The following is a 24,915-nucleotide window of genomic DNA, read 5'->3' on the forward strand; positions in this document are numbered from 1 at the left end:
GGCGTCCTTCAAAAGTAGTCCTTGCCGGACTCCAGCAGTGCCTTGGCGCGCACTTGGGCCAGCGTGTTCATCAGCGTGTAGCGCGGGGCCTTCGGGTCGGCTGCCAAGACCTCGGTGAGGAGCCGGTCATGGAGCGACTGGTCGAAGACGAGGCGTGCGTGGAACTCGGCCATCAGCGTCTTGGCGTAAAGATTGCGCCCTTCCGACGCATCGATCGCCTGCTGGAAGTAAGCCTTGCCGACCTCGGGCTTACCCCCGACCGCCGCGGGCCGCAGTGAGTTCAACACCCCGAGATACACCAGCGGCAGCCCGCCGTCGTGGTTCGCATCGATGGCGACGACGCGCAGCAGCAAGGCCTCGACCTTCGGCAGGTCCGCCACGGCCCCCCAATCATCCCGGTTCGCCTGGATGTGCCCCGCCCAAGCCGCCGCCAAGCCGTAGATCAGCCCGACGCGTTCGTCGGGAACCCCTTCCAAGGCCTCTGCGAAGACATCGGGATTACCCTCGAGCGTCGCGCACAACCCGGCTTCCTCGATGCACGTGGCACGCTTGGCGTAGGCGAGCGCCCTCGAGGCCAGCCGCTGGGCGCGTGCCGTGTCGGGGCCCGTGAAGTTTCCAGCGTAGGCGCCGTTGAGGTTGGCCGCTGCGAGCAGGGTCCCCACGTTGTCGGGATCGCCCTCGATCAGGCCGTCCAGCAGGAGCAGGTAGGCGGGAAGGCCATCGCGCACGGTGGCGGGATCGTCGGCGTTCAGCACAGCACTGCCGAGATTGTCCGCGAATCGCTGCGTCGCCTTGTCGACGATGGACGTGCAGCCGGCCGCGAGCAGCGCGGCGAGAAGGGGGACGGCGAGGTGAGCCGCCGGCTTCCCGGGAGTGACGGCGCGGGCGATCAGGCGTGACATGCCACCAGCCTATCGGGCGAAGGTGTAGAGCTCGTGACCGGGGCGATCGGCGGCATCCGCGGCCTCGAGGGTGTTCTGCATCAGGGTCGCAACCGTCATCGGCCCTACGCCGCCGGGTACCGGGGTGATCCAGCTGGCACGCTCGCGCGCGGCCTCGAAGCCGACATCGCCGACGAGACGACCGTCATCCATGCGGTTGATGCCGACGTCGATGACGACCGCACCGGGCTTCACCCATTCCCCGGGGACGATGCCAGGACGACCCACGGCCACGACGAGAATGTCGGCCTGCTCGATCTGCCGGCGCAACACGTCACGCGGCGTGAATTTGTGGCAAGCGGTGACGGTGCAGCCAGCGATCATCAGTTCGAGCACCATCGGGCGACCGACATGGTTGCTCACGCCGACGACGACGGCGTTCGCGCCGCGCACCGGGCGGTCGGTGTACCCGAGCAAGGTGGTGATGCCGCGCGGCGTGCAAGGCCTCAGGCCGAACTGCCGCAGGGCCAAGCGGCCGACGTTTTCCGGGTGGAAACCGTCGACGTCCTTCCGGGGATCGATGCGTTGGATGATCTCACGGCCATCTCGGCCGCCGGGCAGCGGCAGCTGCAACAGGATGCCGTGGATGGCCGGATCGGCGTTGAGGCGATCGATCAGGGCGACCAGATCGGCGTCGCTGGTGTCGGCGGGCAGGTCGAAATCATGCGCCTCGATGCCCACCTTCAGGCAGGCACGACGCTTGTTGCGGACATAGACGGCCGAGGCAGCGTCGTCACCGACCAAGACCACCGCAAGGCCCGGGCGCGAATGGCCGGCGCCGAGCCGCGCCCGCACGCGGGCGGCGAGGTCATCGAGCAGACGGTCGGCGATGCCTTTGCCGTCGAGCAGGCGCGCACTCATCAGGGTTTGGTCCGTGCTGGGGAGCCCGCGATTATCGCATGCCGTCTTCGGGCCGTTCGCGGGACGCGCAGAACGCCTCGAGCGTGGCGTAACCTTCGAAAACGGCGGCAGAACCGCAGCCGGGGCAGTCCGGGTCGACGGCGAAGGAGATCTCGCGGAAACGCATCGCGAATGCGTCGACGGTGAGCAGCCGGCCGACCAGCGGCTCGCCGATCCCGAGCAGCAGCTTCAAGACCTCGGTCGCCTGCATGAGACCGACCAGCCCTGGCAGCACGCCGAGAACGCCGGCCTCCGCACAGTTCGGGGCGGCGTCAGCGCCCGGCGGCTCGGGGAACAGGCAGCGGTAGCACGGTGCGACGCCACGATGACGGCCGGCATCGAACACCGCGACCTGACCGGAGAAGCGCTCGACCGCTCCATACACGAGGGGGATGCCCAGCTCACGGCAGGCGGCATCGACGAGGTAACGGGTGGCGAAGTTGTCGCTGCCATCCACGACGACATCGGCGCCCTGCAGCAGCGCATCGACGTTCTCAGGCGACAGGCGTGCCTCGACGGCCTCCACCGCGACGCGAGGGTTCAGTGCCTGGAGGCGTTCCCGGGCAGACGCCACTTTGGGCGCGCCGACGGCCGCGTCGGTGTGCAGGATCTGGCGCTGCAGGTTGCTGCGCTCGACGCGGTCATCGTCCACCAGCACGATCGTTCCGATGCCCGCGGCGGCGAGGTAGAACGCCACGGGAGACCCGAGGCCGCCCGCCCCGACCACCACCACGCGCGAGCCCATCAACCGCCGCTGCCCCTCCAGCCCCACCCTCGCGAGGCGAAGGTGCCTGTCGTAGCGCGCCAGCGCATCGGCATCCAACGACGGCATCGTTCCGGGGCCGGTGGGCACGGCCATCGGCAGGCCGGCGGCACGCCACGCATCGACGCCGCCGCGCACGCTCGCCACGTCCATGAATCCGCGCTCGCGCAGCAAGCGTGCGGCACGCAACGAGCGCTGGCCTCGGGCGCAGATCAGCAGCAGTGGGGCGTCCGGATCCGGGGGCTCGACCTCGCCCTGCTCCAGGCGCGAGAGCGGCAGCGGCAACGCATCCGTCGGCGCGCCCGTGGCCTGCTCGTCGGGCTCTCGGACGTCATAGAGACGGGTGCCCGCGCCCATCCGCGCGACGGCCTCGACGGGCTCGCATTCCAGCGGAGGAGCCGCCGTAACGCCCTGCATCGCATCGATCAAGAGAGCGCCAGCCGCCGACCAGAGGTCAGCAAGGCGCCGAGGATCGTTGGGGAGGACCAGCAGCAACGCCCGGGGGGCACGCTTCCCAAAAGGAGCGAGCGTTGCGCCGTCGATGAGCGCGGACAGGCGCAGGTTGCCCTCGGCGTCGTCGTCACAACAGGCGATGACCAGGTCAAAAGCCTGTGCGGCATCTTCCAAGGATGCCGATGCACGCGACGGGTCGCCGGGCAGGATCGGCCAAGCGACGGGGTCGAGGCCGGCTTCCTGCAACAAGGCCAGCAACAGGGCGCGCCCCGCGTCGTGGCATTCGCCCGGGGCGAGGGGTTGGCCGGGGGGACGTAGCGCATCGCCGCTGCTGAACACCGCCACCATGGGCCGGCGCGCGCAGGGCAGCTCGGCCCAGCCCCGCGCCGCCAGCTGACCGAGGTCGGCCGGGAGCAAACGATGCCCCGAGCACCACTCGGCGCCATCGGCAGTGCGCAAGGTCTCGGCGAGCACCCTTCCGCGAGCGCGCGCCAAAGGCACGCGTTCCACGTCGGTCCGATGGGCCGCCCCCAAACGCCGCGCCGAGGCCACGAGGTGGGAAGAAACGGGGTCGAGACGCACCGCGGCCACCGCCACGCCCATCGATCAGCGCTTCTTGGAGAAGCGCATGAGGCGGCGACGTTTCGCCACCTGCCTTTCCGTCAACGTGTTCTTCTTGCCTTCGTAGGGATTGTCACCCTCGCGGAATTCGAACTTCAGCGGGGTGCCCACGAGCTTGAAGCGCTTGCGGAAGAAATTCTCGAGGTAGCGGCGGTAGCTCTCGGGGAGCCCCTTCAAACGCGAACCGTGAACGATGAATGTCGGCGGGGTGCTGCCGCCGGAATGGCCATAGCGCATTTTCGGCGCATGGCCCCTCACCGACGGAGGCGGATTGCTCTCGTAGGCGACTTCGAGCGCGCGGTTGATCTCGCTGGTGCCGAAGCTCTTCGTCACCGACGCATGCGCGCGGTTCACGGCCTGGAACAGCTCGCGCAAACCGCTGCCATGCAGAGCGGAAATGGTGATCCGCTCCGCCCAGGGCGCGAAAGCGAGCTTCCTCTCCAGCAACACGCGGTTCTGCTCGCGCTCGTAGGTGCTCAGGCCGTCCCACTTGTTGACGGCCACGACGAGGCCTCGACCGGCCTCAAGCACATGGCCGAGCACGGTGGCGTCCTGGTCGGTGATGCCTTCGGTGCCATCCACGAGCACTACGGCGACCTGGCAATGCTCGATCGACGCCAGCGTCTTGAACGCACTGAACTTCTCGACCGCCTCCTCGACCTTGCCGCGACGGCGGAGGCCGGCCGTGTCGATGAGGCGATAGAGCTTCCCGTCGCGCTCCAGGTCGACCGCGATGGAATCCCGCGTGGTCCCCGGCACGTCGGAGGCAATCATCCGGTCCTCGCCGAGCATGCGATTCACCAGCGTGCTCTTCCCGACGTTGGGGCGCCCGACGAACGCCACGCGGATGCGCCGCGGGTCATCGTCGAGAACGGACAGGTCGCGATCGGCGGGGAGCCGCGACTGCACGAGTTCCACGAGGTTGGGAACACCGCGCTGGTGCGAAGCCGCGAGCGGCAGGGCATCCGCGATACCGAACTTCGCGAACTCTGCCATGCAGTCGGACTCGACGAGGCCGTCCGTCTTGTTGACGCCCAGTACCAGCGGCTTTCCCGTCTTTCGGAGCCAGCCGATGATCTCGCGATCGAGCGCCGCGAGCCCCTCGCGGGCATCGACGACGAAGACAACAAGGTCGGCTTCCTCCACGCCGGCACGCGCCTGCTTCGCGGTCGCCCCGGCAAGCCCGATCTCGTCGCCCGAAAGCCCGCCGGTGTCGACGATGGCGAATGGCCGGGCGGGGTCGAGTCGGCAGACACCGTAGTGGCGGTCGCGCGTCACGCCCGGCTGGTCGTGGACCAAGGCGTCGCGCGTTCGCGTCAAGGCATTGAAGAGCGTGCTCTTGCCGACGTTCGGCCGACCGACCAGCGCGACAAGAGGCAGCATGCGATTACTCGACGACGCGGTAGGCCGCGAGGCGGCCTTCGTCGGTCACGGCCACGACCGTCCCCGTCGGGGTGGCGACCGGCGTGGCCAGGATGCGCGCATTGCCGACGCGTGCCCTGGCGACGAAAGCGCCCGTGCGCGGATCGAACCAGTGCAGGTAGCCCTCGAGATCACCGACCACGGCGAAGTTGCCCGCAAGGACCGGCCCCGTGGGCTGGCGTCGGACCAGGCCGTCCTGGCGCCAGAGCGCGCTACCGGTACCGCGGTCCAGCGACCACAGCGTGCCGGTCTTGTCGGCGACCAGCACGCCATCGGCAGTGAGCTCGATGCTGTTGGCGCCACCGTTGTCGCGCGTCCACGCGATCTGGCCGGAAGCGATCGAGATCGCTGCCGTCATGCCACGCACGCTGCTGGCGTAAACCGCGTCGGCACCGATAACGAGATCGCCATCGATGTCGACCAGGCGGTCCAGTTCACTGCGACCTTCCGGCTCGGCGACAGGGGCCTCCCAGACCGGGAGGCCGTCATCGGGGCGCAACGCCACCACGGTGCCGTCGTCGTGGCCGACCAGCACCAATCCTGCGGCCGCCGTCGGTGCGCTGGCGCCGCGCGAGCTCAACGTCGGAATGGCGCGATCGAAGGCCCAGCGCTGCCGGCCATCGACCGCGTCGAGGCCAACCACGCGGCCATCCTGCGAGCGAACGACGACGAGGCCATTCGAGATCAGCGGTGCTGCGAGGACCTCGGCGGAGGCCTGGGCTTCCCAGCGGGGCTCGCCGCTGTCCGCGGCAACCGCAAAGAGCGCGCCGCTGCGGCCGGCGACGACCACCAGGCCTTCGCCAACGCCGACGGACGACTGCAGGCCACCCTCGCGGACACCCGCCGACCAGATCCTCCAGCCACGGCTGTTCGACAGCGCCTCGAGGTCACGTTCCCAGCGCTCGTCGCCGCTCTCGACGTCGATGGCGCGGAGGGCACCGCCATCGGCGACGGCATAGACGGTCGAACCGTCGAAGCCGGGCCGCTGCCGGAACCCGAGGCTGCCCTCGCCTTCCCCAAGCGACTCCGACCAGAGTTTCTGCACCTTCCTGGCGCCATCGATGTCGACGAGCTCGGTCGGATCGGTGGCCTTCGCGTTGTCGCTGCGGAACCAGTCACGGACCGTCGTGCAGCCCGGGAGGACGAGTGCCGCGACGATGGCGAGGCCGAGGAGCTTGCGCATGGATCAGGCTTCCGGAGTGGTGTTGCCGCCGGCGTCGGCGAGCTTGAGTTCGAGGAGCACGCGCGTCGGCGACGCTACGTCCGTGCCGGTGAGGGCCTGCTGATAGGCATCGCGGGCATCGTCGCGCTTGCCCTGGGCGGAAAACGCGTCGCCGCGAAGCTCGTCGCGCAGGGCGGCGTAACCGTCGAGGTCCACGCCTTCGAGTCGCGACAGCGCGGCCTCGTGGCGTCCGAGGATAAGTTCGACGCGTGCGGCGCGGAGCAAAAGCAACTGGCGCAGCGTCTGGTCGCGGGTGGTCGGCAATGCGGACTCAAGGACCTCAAGCGCTTCCCCCGCCTTGTCCTCATTGACGAGGACGGCGCCGCGGCGGAGGGCCGCCAGCGCGGGATAGGGGGTGTCGGCGTAGTTGCTGCTCAGCGACGCTGCGAGTCCCGCGGCTTCATCGGCCTGCCCGGCTTCCTGGGCGGTGACGAAGCTTTCGAACTGCTTCGCGGCCTCGAGCTTTTGCGCATCCTGGCGACCCTGCCAGCTCTGGAAACCGACGATCGCCGCCAAGCCGATGGCGATACCACCCAGCACGGAACCGCCGTTGTCACGAAGCCACTTCCGGACGCGTTCGCCCTGTTCGTATTCGTCGATCTGGTCGTTGGACATGAGCCGTCGCCGCGGCGAACGCGGCTTATCAGGGGATGGGGCGAGGCCCCCGCGGCATCAGCGCGCGACGGCCTCGATCGATCCTTCGGAGGATAACGCAAAGCGAGCGACGTTCGCCGCGCGCACGGCGTCGAGGTTCACGCGCGAGCCATTCAGGACCACTTCGGTCGCCTCGACGTTGCCGATGGTGACGCGACCGACGTCCGAGGCGGCGAACCGGCGCGACTCACCCTCGCGCGCCAACGCGCGCTCGACGACGCCGCCGTCCCGATCGAACACCTCGATCCAGCTCTCGCCGACGAATCGGAGCTCGAGATGCGGCACCGCGGGCAAGACGCCGGCGAGGCTGGCGGCTACGGGCGTCGGCGGCGGCGTCGCGCCGGGCGCCGCGTCGGGGCCCATCGCACCGGCCCCCACGGCGCTTGACGGCACGGAGGGGCTGACCTCGGCGGTCTCGGCCATCCCTTCACCGGGAGGAGGCGCCCCGCCCTCGATCACCCGGCCCCGCGGCAAGGCCGGCGCCACGACGGTTGACGGGACGGGATCCAGCGATCGGTACTCCACAGGACCGGTCGCGGTACGCGACAAGGCGAGGTACACGAGGGGGAGCACGAGCAGGCTACCGCCGACGTATGCGGCGTTCCGCATCGACAGGTCGGCGAGGCGACCGATGCGGGACACCGAAACCTGGGGGCGCAGGACCGGTGCCTCGATGCGTTGGGCCACCTGATCGAGATCGACGGTGACCCCGAGGCGGCTGGCGTAACGGCCGACGAGATGCCGCGCGAACACGGGCGCGCCGAGACGCGCCCACTCGCCGCGCTCGATGCTTTCGAGAACCGCACGCGGGTTCTTGAGCTCGCGCGCCAGGGCATCGATCTCCAGGCCCTGCTGCAAGCGAGCCGCCTTCAGGCGGGCGGCGACACCGTGGTTGTGGTCAGGAGTGCTCACTGTCTCGGGATGCCCGTATCGGAGGGGGACAAGCTGGCTTCCACCTCGGCCGCAAGGCTCGCCAACTGGCTGCGGTAGCGCGCTGCCGCCCGCGGATCACCCGCGGCGGTTTCGATGTCGATTGCCAAAGCCAGCTCGGGAGCGGTCAATGGCGCGACCGCCTCCCTTCGCTGCAGGAACGCCCTCGCCTTCAATGCCTCGGAGCGCCGATGCTCGAGACGTGCCATGCCGATAAGGGCTTGAGCATGGCGGGGTTCCAAGGTGAGCGCGGCGCGGAAGTTCAGCTCGGCCTGGTCGTCGCGACCGACATCCGCCGCGCAGCTTCCGGCGTTCGCGAGCGCCTGCGTCGGTTGCCGGTAAGCCTCATCCGCAATCGCTTCGGCGAACGCCGCGAGCGCCTCGTCGGTCCGACCGACGCGGCAAAGCCATGCGCCGTAAGCGTTCAGTACCGGCCCACTGCCCGGCGCGAGCCGCACGGCCTGCTTGAAGTCCTCGCCGGCCTCGATGCTGCGGCCGAGGGCATCGAGCGCCGAGGCCCGCACCACCCGCGCGCCCGGACTACGGGCATCCGCGCGAACGGCTATCTCCGCCTCGGCGAGCGCGGCATTCGCGTCGCCCCGTGCGAGGAGCGACTGCGCGGCATTCACCGACCGCTGGGCGATCGGAGAGGTCGCGTGCGGCCTGTCTGGCCGGTGCCCCTTCGACCCCGGGGCACTCGCACAGCCCGCGCCCACGAGCGCAACGAGCGCAACGAGCAACGGCGTCGCGCAACGATCAAGCCGCGGCATCCGCGCTGCCCTCAAGCTTGCGGCGGAACTCGGCCTGTCGGCGGGTCTTGTCCATCACCTGCCCCTTGAGCTGACCGCAGGCGGCATCGATGTCGTCGCCGCGGGTGCGGCGCACCATCGTCAGGATGCCGGCATCGAGCAGTTTCTTCTGGAAGGCGCGGATCTCCGTTTCGCCACTGCGCTCGAAGCGCGTGCCGGGAAACGGATTGAACGGAATCAGGTTCACCTTCGCCGCGTGGCCGTCCTGCGCCTGGCGGCAGAACTGCCGCATCAGCGCGGCAAGCTCTCGGGCATGCTCGGGCTGGTCGTTCACGCCCTTCATCAGCGTGTACTCGAAGGTGATCGAATCGATCTTGGTGGACCGCACGTAGCGGAGGCAGGCGGCCATCAGCTCGGCGATCGGGTACTTCTTGTTGAGCGGGACGAGCTGGGTGCGGAGCTCGTCGTTGGCGGCATGCAGCGATACCGCGAGCGCCACGTCGCAGCGCGACGCCAACTGGTCGATCATCGGCACCATGCCCGCGGTGCTGAGCGTGACGCGCTTGCTCGCCAGCCCGAAGCCAAGGTCGTCGCGCATCAGGCTCATGGCGGTCACGACGTTCTCGAAATTGAGCAGGGGCTCGCCCATGCCCATCATCACGACGTTGGTGAGCTTGCGGTCCTTGTGCGGGACATTGCCCAGATGACGCGCCGCCACGAACACTTGCCCGATGATCTCGGCGGCCGTCAGGTTGCGGTTGAACCCCTGCGTTGCCGTCGAGCAGAACTGGCAGTTCAGCCCGCAGCCGACCTGGCTCGAGACGCAGAGCGTTCCGCGGTTCTTATCCGGGATCAGCACCGTCTCGACGGCATTGCCCGCATCCATGCCGAGCAGCCACTTGTGCGTGCCGTCGGTGGAGGGCTTGTCGAACATCACCTTCGGCGGGCGGGCCTCGCAGCGGTCTTCCAGCTTCGTGCGCAGCGCCTTGCCGAGGTCCGTCATGCCACCGAAATCGGTGACATGGCGGTGGTAGATCCACTTCATGACCTGATGCGCGCGGAAGCGCTTCTCGCCGAGCTCGCGCTCGAAGAAGTCCTCCGCAGCCACGCGGTCGAGGTCGAGCAGGTTGACGCGCGCAGGCACCGCCGGCGCGACCGGCGGCATCACCACAGCGGGGGCGTCAACCGGACCCATCGGGCATCAGCGGGCGCAGAGCTCGGTGGCGCTGAAGAAGTAGGCCGTCTCGATCGCGGCATTCTCGAGGCTGTCCGAACCGTGCACGGCGTTGGCGTCGATCGACTGCGCGAAGTCGGCGCGGATGGTGCCCGGGGCGGCGTCTTTCGGGTTGGTCGCGCCCATCAGCTCACGGTTCTTCGCCACGGCGTTCTCACCCTCGAGCACCTGGATCATCACCGGACCCGAGATCATGAACTCGACGAGCGCGTTGAAGAACGGACGCTCCTTGTGCACGGCGTAGAAGCCTTCGGCCTCCTTGCGCGAGAGGTGCTTCATCTTCGCCGCGACGATCTTCAGGCCGGCGCTCTCGAAACGCGCGTAGATCTGGCCGATCACGTTCTTAGCGACGGCGTCGGGCTTGATGATGGAAATGGTGCGCTCTACGGCCATGTTTGCAAACCTTTGTCAATAGGAAAACTACCAAGGCGCAAAGTATAGGCAGCGAATGTCAAAAAAGACAGCGGGTTACGAGACATTCCGCAGCCCGGATTGAGGGTGTGGCGCCCACCCGGACGGGCGCGACCAGCGACTCGCCCCTCCCCCGACGGATCGCAGCGATCGTCCGCTTGATTCAATCAATCACTTGACAGACGCGAGCGCCGGGGCGGACTATCGAACAAGCGTTTTAAACGAGGGCCGCATGAGCACCACCCACTTCAACACCAAGGAACGCATCCTCGGGGCGGCCGAAGAGTTGTTCGCCATCCACGGCTTCTCCGGGACCTCGCTCCGCCAGGTGACGAGCCGCGCCGACGTGAACATCGCTGCGGTCAATTACCACTTCGGGTCGAAGGAAAACCTCGTCAACGAGGTCTTCCGCCGACGGATGGACGACATGAGCGAGAAACGCCTCAAGCACCTCGTCGAGGCCCGCCAGGCCCATCCGGGCAACCTTGAGGCCGTGCTCCGCGCCTTCATCGAGCCGCCGCTGGCCCTGACCCTGGACCGGCAGCATGGCGGTGCGGCCTTCGTACGCGTGCTGGCCCGGGCTTTCGCCGAGAAGAACGACGGGCTGCGCAAATTCCTTTCCGACAACTACGGCCACGTCCTCCGGGAGTTCGCCAAGGCGATTGCCGAGTGCGTGCCGGGCATGGCAAAGGAAGACCTGTACTGGCGCCTCGACTTCGTCGCCGGCGCCTTGACCTACGCCATGGCCGACTTCGGCCTGATCAAGCGCCCGGCCGGCACGAGCGAGAAGCAGCACTGCGAAAAGGCCGCCCAACAGCTCGTGCGCTTCGCCGCCGCCGGCCTCCGGGCGGGCTGAGACCCGCCCCGCCGAACGCCCTGGGTTGACCATACGCTGGCGTATCCTTAACGTACGCCGGCGTACGCTTCAGCTTTCCATCCGTTTTCCCCGTTCTCCTCCCCACCGGAGTTCCCCATGTCCCAGCTTCGTATCCGCAAAGTGGCGGTGCTCGGCGCCGGCGTGATGGGCGCGCAGATCGCCGCCCACCTCGTCAACGCCGACGTCGACACCCTGCTCTTCGACCTCCCGGCCAAGGAGGGCGACAAGAACGGCATCGTCCAGAAGGCCATCGCCAACCTCGGCAAGCTCTCCCCCGCCCCGCTGGCCAGCAAGGCCAAGGCCGCGGCGATCATCCCGGCCAACTACGAGCAGCACCTGCCGTGGCTGAAGGACTGCGACCTCATCATCGAGGCGATCGCCGAGAAGATGGAGTGGAAGAAGGACCTCTACGAGAAGATCGCGCCGTACGTGGCGCCGCACGCCATCGTCGCCTCGAACACCTCGGGCCTGTCGATCAACGGGCTCGCCGAAGCCATGCCGGCCGCGGTGCGCCCGCGCTTCTGCGGCGTGCACTTCTTCAACCCGCCGCGCTACATGCACCTCGCCGAGCTGATCCCCTGCACCGGCACCGAGGCCGGCGTGCTGGAAGGCCTGGAGACCTTCCTGACCACCACGCTGGGCAAGGGCGTCGTCTACGCCAAGGACACGCCGAACTTCATCGGCAACCGCATCGGCGTGTTCTCGATCCTCGCCGGCATGCACCACACCGAGCGCCTCGGCCTCGGCTTCGATGAGGTCGACGCCGTCACCGGCCCGCTGATCGGCCGCCCGAAGTCGGCGACCTACCGCACCTCGGACGTGGTCGGCCTCGACACCATGGCCCAGGTCATCAAGACCATGGCCGACACCCTGCCGGACGACCCGTGGCATTCGTACTTCAAGGCTCCGGCGTGGCTCCAGGCCTTGATCGCCAAGGGCGCGCTGGGCCAGAAGACCGGCGCCGGCATCTACATGAAGAAGGGTAAGGACATCGTCGTCCTCGACCTCGCCAAGCAGGACTACCGCCCGACCGGCGCCGAAGCGAACGCCGAAGTCGTCGAGATCCTGAAGATCAAGAACCCGGCCGAGAAGTTCGCCAAGCTGCGCGCCCATGCGCACCCGCAGGCGCAGTTCCTGTGGGCGATCTTCCGCGACCTGTTCCACTACGCCGCCTTCCACCTGCACTCGATCGCCGACACCGCGCGCGACGTCGACTTCGCCATGCGCTGGGGCTATGGCTGGAACCTTGGGCCCTTCGAGACCTGGCAGGCCGCCGGCTGGCAGCAGGTGGCCGCGTGGATCGCCGAGGACATCGCCGCCGGCAAGACCATGGGCACGGCCCCGCTGCCGGCCTGGGTCACCGACGGCCGTGCCGGCGTGCACGGCAAGGACGGCAGCTTCAGCCCGGCCCGGAACGCCGCCCTGCCCCGTTCGTCGCTGCCCGTCTACGGCCGCCAGCGCTTCCCGGAAACCGTCATCGGCGAAGCCCCGGCCAACCCCGGCACCACGGTCTTCGAAACCGACGCCGTGCGCCTGTGGACCGACGGCGATGGCATTGCGGTGCTGAGCTTCAAGACCAAGATGAATACCGTCGGCGACGGCGTGCTGGCGGGCGTCCTGCAGGCGATCGACATCGCCGAGAAGGACTTCCGCGGCATGGTGATCTGGCAGCCGAAGGGCCCGTTCTCGGCCGGTGCCGACCTGGCCGGCGCTCTGGGTGCCCTGCAGGCCGGCAAGCTGGACGAGTTCAATGCGATGGTCGCCACCTTCCAGGCCGCCAGCCAGCGCATCAAGTACGCGCTGGTGCCGGTGGTCGCGGCGGTGCGCGGCCTCGCGCTGGGCGGCGGCTGCGAGTTCCAGATGCATTCGGCCCGCACCGTGGCCCACCTCGAGAGCTACATCGGCCTCGTCGAGGCCGGCGTCGGCCTGCTGCCCGCGGGCGGCGGCCTGAAGGAGTTCGCCGGCCGTGCCTCGGCCAAGGCGAAGAACGGCGACGTGTTCGCCGAACTGAAGCCGCTGTTCGAAGCCGTCGCGATGGGCAAGGTCTCGGCCTCGGCCCTCGAAGCGAAGGAGCTCGGCCTGCTGCGCGACGCCGACATCGTCGTCTTCCACGAGCACGAGCTGCTGCACGTCGCCCGCCAGGTCGCGCTGGGCCTCGCCGAGACCGGCTACCGTCCGCCGCTGCCGAACCGCACGATCACCGCGGCCGGTGACGTCGGCATCGCGACGTTCAAGATGATGCTGGTGAACATGCTCGAGGGGCGGATGATCAGCCCGCACGACATGGAGATCGCCACCCGCATCGCCACCGTGCTGTCGGGCGGCGAGATCGACCGCGGCGCGACCGTGGACGAGGACTGGCTGATCCGCCTCGAGCGCGAACACTTCGTCGCGCTCGCCCAGATGCCGAAGACGCAGGAGCGCATCGCGCACATGCTGAAGACCGGCAAGCCGCTGCGTAACTGACGGACGACGAGGACCACCCCATGAGCAAGCAAGTTCAAGACGCCTACATCGTCGCCGCCACCCGCACCCCGGTCGGCAAGGCCCCGCGCGGCTTCTTCCGCAACACCCGCCCCGACGACCTGCTGGCCCACGTGCTGAAGAGCGTCGTGGCGCAGGCCCCGGGCATCGACCTCTCGCAGATCGACGACGCCATCATCGGCTGCGCCATGCCTGAGGGCGAGCAGGGCATGAACGTGGCGCGCATCGGCGTGCTGCTGGCCGGCCTGCCGAACACGGTGGCCGCACAGACCATCAACCGCTTCTGCTCCTCCGGCCTGCAGGCCGTGGCGCTGGCGGCCGACCAGATCCGCCTCGGCAACGCCGACCTGATGCTGGCCGGCGGCACCGAGTCGATGAGCATGGTGCCGATGATGGGCAACAAGGTGGCCATGGCCCCGAGCGTGTTCGACAACGAACACGTCGCGATTGCCTATGGCATGGGCATCACCGCCGAGAAGGTCGCCGAGGAGTGGAAGGTCAGCCGCGAGGACCAGGACGCCTTCGCCGCCGAATCCCACCGTCGCGCGCTGGCCGCCATCGCCGCCGGCGAGTTCAAGGCCGAGATCTCGCCCTACGCCGTGCGCGCCCGCGTGCCGGTGCTGGGCGGCAACACGGTCAAGCTGGTCGAGAAGACCGTGGACACCGACGAAGGCCCGCGCGCCGACACGTCGGTCGAGGGCCTCGCCAAGCTGAAGCCGGTGTTCCGCATGGGCGGCTCGGTGACGGCGGGCAACAGCTCGCAGATGAGCGACGGCGCCGGTGCGGTGCTGCTGGCCTCGGAGAAGGCGATCAAGCAGTACGGCCTGACCCCGCTCGCCCGCTTCGTCAGCTTCTCGGTCGCCGGCGTGCGTCCGGAAGTGATGGGCATCGGCCCGATCGAGGCGATCCCGAAGGCGCTGAAGCAGGCCGGCCTCACGCAGGACCAGCTCGACTGGATCGAGCTCAACGAAGCCTTCGCGGCGCAGGCGCTGGCCGTCACCCGCACCTGCGGCCTCGACCCCTCGAGGATCAACCCGCTGGGCGGTGCGATCGCGCTGGGCCACCCGCTGGGCGCGACCGGTGCGATCCGCACCGCGACGATCGTCCACGGCCTGCGTCGCCGCAAGCAGAAGTACGGCATGGTGACCATGTGCATCGGCACCGGCATGGGCGCTGCGGGCATCTTCGAGGCCCTCTGAGGCCCTGCCCGTCCGCGCGGCTCCGGCGGACGGACCGGTGGAACGCGAAAGGCCCGGCATCGCCGGGCCTTTCCTTATTCACCGCGCTGCCCCGCCCTCGCGCCAAGCCTTCCACGCGTCCTTGGCCTGAAGCCACCAGTACGTGGCCTGCGCACCGCCGAAGCCCCACGGCTTCATCGCGGAGACCAGCCCGTACGGCGCGTACGCCTGCCACGTGGGATCCCCTTCCGCGATCGCGGCCGCCAACACCTCGCCGGCGACGGTGGTCGGGGCGACGCCATGGCCACCGAAGGCCTGTGCATGCCACAGGCCCGCATGGAGTGGGCCGATCTGCGGCATCTCATGGCGGGCATAACTCATCAGCCCCGACCACGCATGGTCGATGCGCACGCCATCGAGTTGGGGGAACACGCGCAGGATGTCGCGTCGCAGGAGGCGCTCGACGTCACGCGCGTCGCGATCCCGGACCGAAATGCGACCGCCCCACAGCAGGCGCGTGTCCGGCAAAAGGCGGTAGTAGTCGAAGGCGAAACGCGTGTCGTAGACCGCGGCCTGCGTGTCGAGCACCTCCGCGGCGCGCGCGCCGAGCGGCTCGGTGACGACCACGTAGGTCGCGATCGGCAATACGGAAGCATCGACCTTGGGCACCAGGCCCGCGAGGTACCCGCCGCAGGCCAGCACCACGTGCTCGGCCTCCACCGCGCCCTGCGGCGTCTCGACACGCCAAGCGGCGCCCTGGCGCCGGAGCGAAGTGGCGGGGCTGCCCTCATACACGGCCACGCCGAGGTGGCGGAGCGTGCCGGCGAGGCCGCGCGCGTACTTGAGCGGGTGGAAGTGGAAGGCCTGCGGTTCGAACAGGGCCGCGCTGTAGCGCTCGCTCTTCACCTCGCGGCGGAGATGCTCGCGGTCCACCGGCTGCCAATGCGTTTCGAAGTGGGTCTCGAGGAGGCGGCGCCGCCGCTCCAGCACGTCGCCGTCGCGGAACCAGTTGGCCCAGAGCACGCCGCCGTCGATCCGATCGCAGTCGATCGCATAGCGCTCGGTACGCGAACGGACGAGCGCGACCGCATCCCGCGTGCGCTGGTAGGCCGCCCGCGCCGCATCGGGCCCGAGGTCGGCGAGCAGGTCGGCCTCGCCCCGCGAGTAGCCGGCGAAAACGAAGCCGCCATTGCGTCCCGAGGCACCGAAGCCGACGGTGTCCGCCTCCAGCACCACCACGTCGGTCATGCCGCGCTCGACGAGCCCGAGGGCGGTGTTCAATCCGGCATACCCGCCGCCGATGACGCAGACGCGGGCCCCGATGGCCCCGTGAAGCGGCGACGGGTGGGGTGAAGGCCCCGCCGTGGCGCGGTAGTAGTCGGCGGCGGCGGCGTCAAGCATGGGCGGCGATAGACATAGGCGCTAGCATCGCGCTTCCCCCCGACACTATGCCATCGACGATGTCTCCGCACCGCCCTTCGGACCGCGCCCGCCTCGCCCTAGCCGCCCTGGCCTGCGCCTGCGTCATGGTCGGCCTCCTCTGGGGCTTGCGATGGGCCTTCGAGGGGCGCGTCGCCACCGGCCACATGAGTCCGGATGCCGCGATCGAGGCGATGGCGCGTTTCGTAAAGGCGCTCTACCTGCTCGGCGCGCTCGTCGCCGCCGTGCTGGCCAGCGTGCTGGCGTGGATCGCCAAGCGCACGCGGGAGACCCGGCTTTGGCCGCCCTCAGGCTCGTGGCCGGTGCCGCGAGCGATCTCCGAGGGCGATGCAAGGCGCCTGGGGCGCCGCCTGCATGTGGGGGCCGCCATCGCCGGCGCCGTCGCCATCGCTTCGCTGGTTGCCGCCTTGGCCTGAATCGGCGCTCACCCTTCCGACAGAGCCAGCCGCATCAGCGTCCTCGTGGCATCGCGGAGATCGGCGTCCTGGAGCGCATACTGCAGCGTGGCTTCGATCAGCCCGATGCGGCTGCCGCAGTCGAATCGCCTTCCTTCGAACCGGTAGGCCAGCGTTTTCTGCTCCTTGAGCAGGGCTGCGATGCCATCCGTGAGCTGGATCTCGCCGCCTGCACCGGGCTTCGTCGATTCGAGCAATTCGAAGATGCGCGGCTGCAGCACATACCGCCCCACGACGGCGAGCGTGCTGGGCGATTCCTCGGGTCGCGGCTTCTCGACGATGGCACTGATCTCGCCGTGCCGCCCGGTGAAATCGCGCGTCGCCACGATGCCGTAGCTGCGCGTCTGCTCGATCGGCACGTCCTGGACGGCGATCACGCTGGCCTGCTGCCGCATGGCGAGCTCCGCAAGCTGGCGGGTGGCGCCGGCGCCCCGATTCCAGATCAAGTCGTCGGGAAGGAGGACGGCGAACGGCTGGTCGCCGACGACCGGTCGAGCACACAGCACGGCATGGCCAAGGCCAAGGGCTTCCGCCTGCGTGACGAACACCGCGCGGACATGGCGCGGCAGAACGTCGCGAATCATCGCGAGGAGTTCGGACTTGCCCGCACGCTCGAGCTTATGCTCGAGCTCGTACGCCTTGTCGAAGTAATCGGCGACCGCGTGCTTGTAACGGTTGGTCACGAACACCAGCGTGTCGCACCCGGCCTCGATGGCCTCGTCGACCGCATACTGGATCAACGGGCGATCGACGACGGGGAGCATTTCCTTCGGCACAGTCTTGGTGGCCGGCAGGAAACGCGTCCCGAGCCCAGCGACCGGAAAAACCGCGCATCGCACCCCCGGGCTCATGGCGAGAGACCGCCGCGGATGACCTGGGGCCGGAAGGGACCGGTGATACGGCCGGTGGAGGTTCCGGCGAACTCCGGGATGGCCTCGGCGATCACGCGCCTGATCTCCATGTCGTCGTCGCGATGCACGGCCTGGCGCAGCGCTTTCATGGTGGCGTCGAACGCCACGAGGTCCACGGGCCGTGGCTCGGCCAGGAAGATCTTCGGGTGGATGGTCTGCGAGTAGCTCTCGTCGGCATGGAACAGCTCCTCGTGGAGTTTCTCGCCGGGCCGGAGGCCGGTGTAGCTGATATCGATGTCCCGGTAGGGGGCGAATCCCGCCAGCCGGATCATCTGCTCGGCCAACACGCGGATCAGCACCGGGCGACCCATGTCGAGGGTAAAAATGCCCGAAGCCTCGCGGAGGGTCGTCGCCTGCAGGATCAGTTGGCAGGCCTCGGGGATCGTCATGAAGTACCGCGTGACGTCCGGATGGGTGACGGTCACCGGCCCGCCGCGGCGGATCTGCTCGCGGAACAGGGGCACGACGCTCCCCGCGGAATCGAGAACGTTGCCGAAGCGGACGGTGACCAGCCGGGTTGCGGAGCCTTCGCAGCGTGCGAGGCAAGCCAACTCCGCGAGGCGTTTGCTCGCCCCCAGCATGTTGATCGCGTTGACCGCCTTATCGGTGGAGATCAATACCAGGGTCTTCACCGCGCCGTGGACCGCCGCTCGGGCAACGACCTCGGTCGCGAACAGGTTGTTGCGCACGGCCTCGCGCGGCTGGGCCTCGAGGAGGGGGACGTGCTTGTACGCCGCAGCATGGAACAACTCGTCCGGCCGCCACTGCTCGACGAGACGCCGCATGAGGGCCTCGTCCCCGCAGTCGCCCAGCACGTACTCGGCCTGAAGCCGGGGGAAACGCGCCCGCAAATCGAACTGGAGCTCATGGAGGGCCAGCTCGGAGCGCTCGACCAGGACGAGCTGGGCCACCCCGACGTTCGCGCACTGTCGTGCGAGCTCGGAACCGATCGACCCGCCGGCACCGGTGATCAGGACCGAGCGCCCCATGAGCGAGTCGCGGATGGCGTCCCAGTCGGGCAACACCGGGTCGCGGCCCAGCAGATCCTCGATGGCGACGTCCTTCAACGCGCCGTGCATCCACTGCTCCTGCAGCACTTCCTCCGGCGCCGGCATCCGGCTGAACCGGAGCTTCAGGCGCTCGCACTGGGCGGCGATCCGGCCCAACTGCTCGCTCTGGTCGCCGGGCAGCGCGATCGCCACGTGGGCCACCGCCGCTTCGTCGGCGATGCGCGCGAGGTCCTTGATCCGGCCCAGCACCGGGAGGCCATAGATCTTGGCCCCCTGGATGCTCGGATCGTCGGCAAGAAACCCGACCGCCTGGTAACGGTCGCTGCGCTGGAGGTCACGAGCGAGGCTCTCCGCGGTCGGCCCGGCCCCGAGAATCAGCAGGCGCTCGCGCTGTCCCGAGGCCGCACGACGGATCTGGCCGTCCTTCCATGCGCGGTACATCAAACGGGGCGCCCCCAGCAGGACGGCCAGCGCCAGCGGGTAGAGCACCAGCGCGAGGCGCGGCACGCCGGCTGCGCGATCGCGGAAGAGGAACAACAGCATCGCCACGAGCAAGCCCCCCACCAGGCTGCTCAGCAGGATGTTCTTCAGGTCCGGCAGGCTGGCGAACCGCCATAGGCCACGGTACAGCCCCATCCGCCAGAACACCGTCAGCTGCACGCCGACGACCAGTCCCGTCTCGACGAGGAAACCGTGGCTTGGCACGGGAACGCCGATGGACGCGTAGCGCAGGGCCACGAGGACCTGCCAAGCGACAACGACCATGAGCACGTCGTGGACCACCACGAGCACGCGGCTGACGGGGAACCGGGAAAGACGGAAGGCGTTCACCACTGGCCGCGCTCCCTGAGGACGGCGGAGAAATGCCGTTGGGCCAACCACCAGACGCCGGCCGTGAGGGTGAGCGACAGTGCCGCCGCGACCCCGCCGAGTCCCGCCTCCTGAGCCATGGCCACCCCTCCCCCGCTTGCAAGCATCCAGATTCCGTAGGCCACCGTCACGCGGCCGTGACTGTAACCGCAGCGTGTGACCAGCTGATAGAGGTGTCGCCGATGGGCGGATGCCAAACGTTCACCGTCCCGGGCGCGGAGGACCAGGGTCCCGAGGACGTCGACAAGGAAGGGCGCACTCGCGATCGCCACGACCGAGGCGAACGGCACGTCCGGTGCCGAGAGCAGCAAGGCGGCAAGGCCGAGACCGAGGACGTGGCTGCCGCAGTCGCCCATGAACGCGCGTGCCTTGGGGACGTTCAACGGCAGGAATCCCGCGCAAGCCGCCAGGAGCGCCGATGCCAGGCATGCGGCCAGGCCAAGTCCCGGCGCGACGAGGAGCGCGGACGTGCAAACCGCCATGGCGGCGACCGTCGCGATGCCGTCGATGCCATCCATGAAGTTCCACGCATTCACGAACAGCACGACGAGGGCCATGCTCGAGCCGACGGCCAGCAGGGGAGGCAGCGTGACCGGCAAGCCGTCCGGCGTCCAGGGCAGCGCGACGGCCACCGGAAGCGCGGCAAGCAGTTGCCCGGCAAACTTGCGAGCGGGTCTCAGCGGCCAAATGTCGTCGATGAGTCCGACGACGCCGACCACGAGGCCGCCCAGCAGAACGGCGTTACGCGTGGCGTCGGGCGTTGCATAGACCACGAGGGCCAAGCCCGAAGCGATGGCGATGCCGATCCCGGCGCCCCTCGGGGTCGCCACGACGTGGCTGCTTCGATGGCCAGGGACATCAAGCAACCCCCGCCGGAGGGCCAAGCGGCGCCAAGCGTCGGCGACGATGAAGGCGATGGCAGCCACCAGCAGGAATCGCGGCGCCACCGCCAGCGCGTCGATTGGCGGAGTCACCGGCGCCTCATTCGATGGCCACATGCGGCAGCGGCTTGATCGAGGCCCACTGCTTGCAGCTCGGGCACTGCCAATGGTGGGCGCGAGCGCCAAAGCCGCAGCTCTGGCAGCGATAGCCCGGCGACCGCACGATGAGCTGCTCGTTGATCTGCTGCAGCGCCACCAGCAGTCCACGGGCGTCGTCGCTGTCACTCCGGAGCGCGAGTTCGATCAGGGCCGCTTCGCCCCGGATCGACGGGCGCTGCCGCAGGTGCTTGCGCAGGAATTCGAGTGCCACGCCGGCGCCCTCCTCCGTCTCCAGGCGCCGCGCCAAAGCCAGGGCCGGCGAGACACCGCGGTAGCGTTCCACCATCTCCAGCAGGAAGCTCCGCGCGCGTGCCGGATCGTCCCCGCGGTCATAAGCCGCCAGCAGTGGCGGCAACACTTCGGGGAGGAATTCGATGTCCTGCCGCGCGGCACGCTCGTAGGCGCGGATCGCCGCGGCGTCATTCCCCTCGGCCAGTTCGATCTGCCCTTCGAGAAGCGCAGCGCGCACGCTGTTGGCGTCGGCGGCGTGGGCGCGTTCGAGGTGCTGGCGGGCCAGCGGAACATCACCCTTGAGGCGTGCCTTCTCTGCCAGTTCGCATTCGAACTGGGCAATCAGCCTGCCCATCGGCTCCTGCGTCGACTGCTCGTAACGGCGCGCGTGGTCGATGGCCTGCTGCCAGTCGCGCTCGGCCTGGTAGATCGACATCAGGTGGCGCAAGGCCTGGGGCGCGGCCGATCCCAACTTCACCAGATCAGCGAACAGCGTCTCGGCGCGATCCAGCAGGCCGGCACGCATGTAGTCCTCGCCGAGGGCAAGGATGGCGCGGGTCTTCTGGTCGTCCGACAGACCGGGCCGGGAGATCACGCTTTGGTGAAGGCGAATGGCGCGATCGACTTCGCCACGACGGCGGAACAGCGTGCCAAGGGTGAACTGGGTCTCGAGCGTTTCCTTGTCGCGCTCGGCGATCTGCAGGAAGACCTCGATGGCCTTGTCCTGTTGCTCGTTGAGCAGGTAGTTCAGGCCACGGAAGTAGGTCGCGGAAAGCTTCGAGATTCGGGCGCCGCCTCGGCGCTCGCTCCCACGCTGGCCAAGGTACCAGCCGGCCAGGCCGACCAACGGCACCAGCAGCAGGAGCCACCAGGTGCTGATCATCAGGCCGCGGCCTCGTCGTCGTCTTTCGAGGGGACCACGGGCGTCGACGCGGTGCGCGACAGCAGGGCGGCCAGCCCACCGAGCAGCGCCCCGAGCAGCAGCACGGAGAGCAGCAGCAGCCCCAATGGCAGGGAGAACTCGACCCACAGGAGGTCAAGGAGGACAGCGCTGCCATTCAACGCGACCACGCCGATGCCGAAGGCGATACAAAGGAAGGCCAGCAGGATGCGGATCAGACGCATGCGACCACGCCGTTGCGGAGGGATCGCGGGATTATCGACGGATCAGGGCGCTTCGGGAACCACGGGGTTCACGCGCTCGCGCAGTTCCTTGCCCGGCTTGAAGTGCGGGACATACTTGCCCGGCAGCTCGACGCTCTCGCCGGTCTTCGGGTTGCGGCCAAGCCGCGGCGGGCGGAAATGCAGGGAGAAGCTGCCGAACCCACGCACCTCGATGCGCTGCCCGGTCGTGAGCGAGTCGCTCATCATCTCGAGCAAGGACTTCACCGCCAGCTCGACGTCTTCCGGCTTGAGGTGGGGCTGGCGGAGCGCCAACGCCTCGATCAGTTCGGACTTGGTCATCAATCCCTTCGACGGCCGCGTTCAAAGGCAGCGGCCCGGGCGAACCCGGGCCGCCGGTGTCGCTTGCGATTACTCGCGGTTGCCCAGCTGCTCGCGCAGCAGCGCGCCCAGCTTGGTGGTGCCGCTGGAGGCTTCCGCCGCCGACTTGTTGTACTCGGCGAGGGTCTCCTGCACCTCGGCCTCGTCCTTGGCGCGGATCGAGAGCTGCAGCACACGGCTCTTGCGGTCCGTACCGACGATCTTGGCCTCGACGCTGTCGCCGACCTTCAGGTGCTGGCTGGCGTCCTCGATGCGCTCCTTGGCGATGTCCGAGGCGCGGATGTAGCCCTCGACGCCATCCCCCAGGTCGACCGTGGCGCCACGGGCGTCCACTTCCTTGACGGTGCCGGTCACGATGGCACCCTTCTGGCGCTGGGCCACGAAGGAACCGAACGGATCCTGCTCCATCTGCTTGATGCCCAGCGAGATGCGCTCGCGCTCCGGGTCCACGGCGAGGACGACGGCCTCGACGGTGTCACCCTTCTTGAAGTTGCGGACGATGTCTTCGCCGGTGGTGTTCCAGCTGATGTCCGACAGGTGCACGAGGCCGTCGATGCCGCCTTCCAGGCCGATGAAGATGCCGAAGTCGGTGATCGACTTGACCTGGCCCGAGACCTTGTCGTTCTTCTTGTTCATCGCCGCGAACGCTTCCCACGGGTTCGGCGTGCACTGCTTCATGCCGAGCGAGATGCGGCGACGCTCCGCGTCGACGTCCAGGATCATGACCTGGGTCTCGTCGCCCAGCTGGACGACCTTCGACGGGTTGACGTTCTTGTTGGTCCAGTCCATCTCCGACACGTGGACGAGGCCTTCGACGCCCGGCTCGATCTCGACGAACGCGCCGTAATCAGTGACGTTCGAGACCTTGCCGAACACGCGGGCGCCGTTCGGGTAGCGGCGGGCGATGTTGTCCCACGGATCCTCGCCGAGCTGCTTCAGGCCGAGCGAGACGCGGTTGCGCTCGCGGTCGAACTTCAGCACGCGGACCTGCAGCTCGTCGCCGACGTTGACGACTTCCGACGGGTGGCGGACGCGCTTCCACGCCATGTCCGTGATGTGCAGCAGGCCGTCGATGCCGCCGAGGTCCACGAACGCGCCGTAGTCGGTGAGGTTCTTGACCACGCCGGTGACGATCGCGCCTTCCTGCAGGCGCTCGAGCAGCTGCTCGCGCTCTTCCGAGTGCTCCGACTCGACGACGGCGCGACGCGACACGACCACGTTGTTGCGCTTGCGGTCGAGCTTGATGATCTTGAACTCGAGTTCCTTGCCCTCGAGGTAGACCGGGTCGCGGACCGGACGGACGTCGACCAGCGAGCCCGGGAGGAACGCGCGGACGTCGCGGATGTCGACGGTGAAGCCGCCCTTGACCTTGCCGCTGATGCGGCCGGTGACGGTCTCGGCCTTTTCCATCGCCTCTTCGAGCTCGTCCCACACCATGGCGCGCTTGGCCTTCTCGCGCGACAGCACGGTTTCGCCGAAGCCGTTCTCGAGCGAGTCCAGCGCCACCTTGACGGTGTCGCCGACGTTGACTTCGAGCTCGCCGGCTTCGTTACGGAACTGTTCGATCGGGACGATGCCCTCGGACTTCAGGCCGGCGTTCACGACGACGACGTCGTTGCGGATCTCGACGACGACGCCCGACACGATGGCGCCCGGCTTCAGCTTGTTGAGCGCGGTCTGGCTCTGTTCGAACAGTTCGGCAAATGATTCAGTCATTGGAGTTTCTCTGGTTGGACATCAGGCAAACGCCCGCATTCCTGCGCGACGTGCCCACCTGCAATGCATCTCGCGATGCGTGGGGAAACCGGCGGGCGGGATGCGCGCCGGAGCGGTTCTTCTGACGGATCGCGGAGCGACGAAAGCGTCGCCGGTGCCGGAGTCGGACGACTACGGCCGCCGCATCGATTCGGGAACGAGCGCCAGGACGTGCTGGACCACCTCGCCGATCGACCGGCCGGTGGAATCCAGGAAAAGCGCATCGGATGCGGGTTTCAGGGGCGCCACCGCACGGCTGGCATCGCGTTCGTCGCGAGCCGAGATTTCGTGCAGAAGACTGTCGAAATTAACAGAAACCCCCTTTTCCTTCAACTGCTTATGCCGCCGCCGGGCGCGCTCTTCGGCGCTGGCGGTCAGGAAGACCTTGAAGGGGGCATCGGGGAAGATGACCGTCCCCATGTCGCGGCCGTCGGCCACCAGGCCGGGATCCGCACGAAAACTGCGCTGAAGATCGGTCAATGCGCTTCGAACGGGCGGGTGTGCAGCGATCGCGGAGGCCGCGGCACCGGCGGTCTCCATGCGCAGCTGGTGGGTCGCGTCCTTGCCGTTGACCCAGACCTTGGGCTCGCCCTCGCCGTCGCCATCGAAGCGGATGACGGTGCGCGAGGCGCAGGCCGCCACGGCTTCGGCATCGGAGAGATCGATCTGCTCCCAGGCGGCGGCCAAGCCCACGGCGCGGTACAGCGCACCGGAGTCGAGGTAATGCCAGCCGAGGGCGTGCGCCACCATGCGGCTGACGGTGCCCTTGCCCGACCCGGACGGCCCGTCGATGGTAAGGACGGGCGCGGGCGCGCCGGCGGCGGTGGCCGGATCGCGGCCGCGGGAGGTCGAAGGACTCAT

Annotated in this window: 23 protein-coding genes; 4 read left to right on the forward strand and 19 right to left on the reverse strand. The window is 68.6% G+C overall.

The window, feature by feature from the left end; translation table 11 throughout:
• Window positions 1-8 precede the first annotated feature (8 nt).
• From ACYVAK_RS09260 to ndk, 10 genes are all read right to left on the reverse strand, one after another.
• Window positions 9-902 (reverse strand): TRAP transporter TatT component family protein, encoded by an 894-nt coding sequence (locus tag ACYVAK_RS09260; protein WP_461060163.1) that lies wholly within the window; start codon window positions 900-902, stop codon window positions 9-11.
• Window positions 903-911: 9 nt separating this feature from the next.
• Entirely contained in the window at window positions 912-1,802 is an 891-nt protein-coding gene (gene folD / locus ACYVAK_RS09265; protein WP_461060165.1) for a bifunctional methylenetetrahydrofolate dehydrogenase/methenyltetrahydrofolate cyclohydrolase FolD, read from the reverse strand.
• Between the two features lie 31 nt (window positions 1,803-1,833).
• Window positions 1,834-3,021 (reverse strand): molybdopterin-synthase adenylyltransferase MoeB, encoded by a 1,188-nt coding sequence (moeB, locus tag ACYVAK_RS09270; protein ID WP_461060538.1) that lies wholly within the window; start codon window positions 3,019-3,021, stop codon window positions 1,834-1,836.
• Between the two features lie 642 nt (window positions 3,022-3,663).
• Entirely contained in the window at window positions 3,664-5,061 is a 1,398-nt protein-coding gene (der, locus tag ACYVAK_RS09275; protein ID WP_461060167.1) for a ribosome biogenesis GTPase Der, read from the reverse strand.
• Between the two features lie 4 nt (window positions 5,062-5,065).
• Window positions 5,066-6,283 (reverse strand): outer membrane protein assembly factor BamB, encoded by a 1,218-nt coding sequence (gene bamB, locus ACYVAK_RS09280; RefSeq protein ID WP_461060169.1) that lies wholly within the window; start codon window positions 6,281-6,283, stop codon window positions 5,066-5,068.
• Window positions 6,284-6,286: 3 nt separating this feature from the next.
• The gene (locus ACYVAK_RS09285) at window positions 6,287-6,937 is read right to left on the reverse strand and encodes a YfgM family protein (RefSeq protein ID WP_461060171.1); all 651 of its coding nucleotides are present in this window, start codon (window positions 6,935-6,937) and stop codon (window positions 6,287-6,289) included.
• A 57-nt stretch (window positions 6,938-6,994) separates the two neighbouring features.
• On the reverse strand, window positions 6,995-7,888 hold the full coding sequence (locus ACYVAK_RS09290; protein ID WP_461060173.1) for a RodZ domain-containing protein: 894 nt from the start codon (window positions 7,886-7,888) through the stop codon (window positions 6,995-6,997).
• Complete coding sequence (gene pilW, locus ACYVAK_RS09295) at window positions 7,885-8,676, reverse strand: type IV pilus biogenesis/stability protein PilW (RefSeq protein ID WP_461060175.1); 792 nt, start codon at window positions 8,674-8,676, stop codon at window positions 7,885-7,887. The genes ACYVAK_RS09290 and pilW overlap by 4 nt, the downstream gene beginning before the upstream one ends.
• Window positions 8,663-9,820, reverse strand: coding sequence for a dual-specificity RNA methyltransferase RlmN (gene rlmN, locus ACYVAK_RS09300; protein ID WP_461060540.1), 1,158 nt, complete (start codon window positions 9,818-9,820; stop codon window positions 8,663-8,665). The genes pilW and rlmN overlap by 14 nt, the downstream gene beginning before the upstream one ends.
• 36 nt (window positions 9,821-9,856) lie before the next feature.
• A complete protein-coding gene (gene ndk / locus ACYVAK_RS09305; RefSeq protein ID WP_461060177.1) occupies window positions 9,857-10,282 on the reverse strand; it encodes a nucleoside-diphosphate kinase in 426 nt (141 codons plus the stop codon).
• 250 nt (window positions 10,283-10,532) lie between these two features.
• On the opposite strand from ndk, the gene ACYVAK_RS09310 reads away from it, so the two are divergent.
• From ACYVAK_RS09310 to ACYVAK_RS09320, 3 genes are all read left to right on the forward strand, one after another.
• A complete protein-coding gene (locus ACYVAK_RS09310; RefSeq protein WP_461060179.1) occupies window positions 10,533-11,156 on the forward strand; it encodes a TetR/AcrR family transcriptional regulator in 624 nt (207 codons plus the stop codon).
• Between the two features lie 117 nt (window positions 11,157-11,273).
• On the forward strand, window positions 11,274-13,643 hold the full coding sequence (locus ACYVAK_RS09315) for a 3-hydroxyacyl-CoA dehydrogenase/enoyl-CoA hydratase family protein (protein ID WP_461060181.1): 2,370 nt from the start codon (window positions 11,274-11,276) through the stop codon (window positions 13,641-13,643).
• Between the two features lie 20 nt (window positions 13,644-13,663).
• Window positions 13,664-14,860 (forward strand): acetyl-CoA C-acyltransferase, encoded by a 1,197-nt coding sequence (locus tag ACYVAK_RS09320; protein WP_461060183.1) that lies wholly within the window; start codon window positions 13,664-13,666, stop codon window positions 14,858-14,860.
• 78 nt (window positions 14,861-14,938) lie between these two features.
• On the opposite strand, the gene ACYVAK_RS09325 is transcribed toward ACYVAK_RS09320, so the two are convergent.
• On the reverse strand, window positions 14,939-16,240 hold the full coding sequence (locus tag ACYVAK_RS09325) for an NAD(P)/FAD-dependent oxidoreductase (RefSeq protein WP_461060185.1): 1,302 nt from the start codon (window positions 16,238-16,240) through the stop codon (window positions 14,939-14,941).
• Between the two features lie 59 nt (window positions 16,241-16,299).
• On the opposite strand from ACYVAK_RS09325, the gene ACYVAK_RS09330 reads away from it, so the two are divergent.
• On the forward strand, window positions 16,300-16,695 hold the full coding sequence (locus ACYVAK_RS09330; protein ID WP_461060187.1) for a hypothetical protein: 396 nt from the start codon (window positions 16,300-16,302) through the stop codon (window positions 16,693-16,695).
• A gap of 8 nt (window positions 16,696-16,703) precedes the next feature.
• On the opposite strand, the gene galU is transcribed toward ACYVAK_RS09330, so the two are convergent.
• The 8 genes from galU to cmk all read right to left on the reverse strand — a co-directional run bounded on the left by galU (window position 16,704) and on the right by cmk (window position 24,915).
• The gene (gene galU, locus ACYVAK_RS09335) at window positions 16,704-17,585 is read right to left on the reverse strand and encodes a UTP--glucose-1-phosphate uridylyltransferase GalU (RefSeq protein WP_461060189.1); all 882 of its coding nucleotides are present in this window, start codon (window positions 17,583-17,585) and stop codon (window positions 16,704-16,706) included.
• Window positions 17,582-19,486 carry a polysaccharide biosynthesis protein gene (locus tag ACYVAK_RS09340; protein WP_461060191.1) on the reverse strand — a complete coding sequence of 635 codons (1,905 nt, stop codon included), beginning with the start codon at window positions 19,484-19,486 and terminating at the stop codon, window positions 17,582-17,584. Before ACYVAK_RS09340 ends, galU begins: the two co-directional genes overlap by 4 nt.
• Window positions 19,483-20,499, reverse strand: coding sequence for an MraY family glycosyltransferase (locus tag ACYVAK_RS09345; protein WP_461060193.1), 1,017 nt, complete (start codon window positions 20,497-20,499; stop codon window positions 19,483-19,485). The genes ACYVAK_RS09340 and ACYVAK_RS09345 overlap by 4 nt, the downstream gene beginning before the upstream one ends.
• Window positions 20,500-20,506: 7 nt before the next feature.
• The gene (lapB, locus tag ACYVAK_RS09350) at window positions 20,507-21,679 is read right to left on the reverse strand and encodes a lipopolysaccharide assembly protein LapB (protein WP_461060195.1); all 1,173 of its coding nucleotides are present in this window, start codon (window positions 21,677-21,679) and stop codon (window positions 20,507-20,509) included.
• Window positions 21,679-21,921, reverse strand: coding sequence for a lipopolysaccharide assembly protein LapA domain-containing protein (locus ACYVAK_RS09355; protein ID WP_461060197.1), 243 nt, complete (start codon window positions 21,919-21,921; stop codon window positions 21,679-21,681). The genes lapB and ACYVAK_RS09355 overlap by 1 nt, the downstream gene beginning before the upstream one ends.
• A gap of 42 nt (window positions 21,922-21,963) precedes the next feature.
• Window positions 21,964-22,260: an integration host factor subunit beta gene (locus tag ACYVAK_RS09360; RefSeq protein WP_397573540.1), complete on the reverse strand. Its 297-nt coding sequence runs from the start codon at window positions 22,258-22,260 to the stop codon at window positions 21,964-21,966.
• A 69-nt stretch (window positions 22,261-22,329) separates the two neighbouring features.
• On the reverse strand, window positions 22,330-24,015 hold the full coding sequence (rpsA, locus tag ACYVAK_RS09365; RefSeq protein WP_461060199.1) for a 30S ribosomal protein S1: 1,686 nt from the start codon (window positions 24,013-24,015) through the stop codon (window positions 22,330-22,332).
• Window positions 24,016-24,186: 171 nt separating this feature from the next.
• Complete coding sequence (gene cmk, locus ACYVAK_RS09370; RefSeq protein ID WP_461060542.1) at window positions 24,187-24,915, reverse strand: (d)CMP kinase; 729 nt, start codon at window positions 24,913-24,915, stop codon at window positions 24,187-24,189.

It is taken from the genome of Silanimonas algicola, from assembly GCF_054777375.1.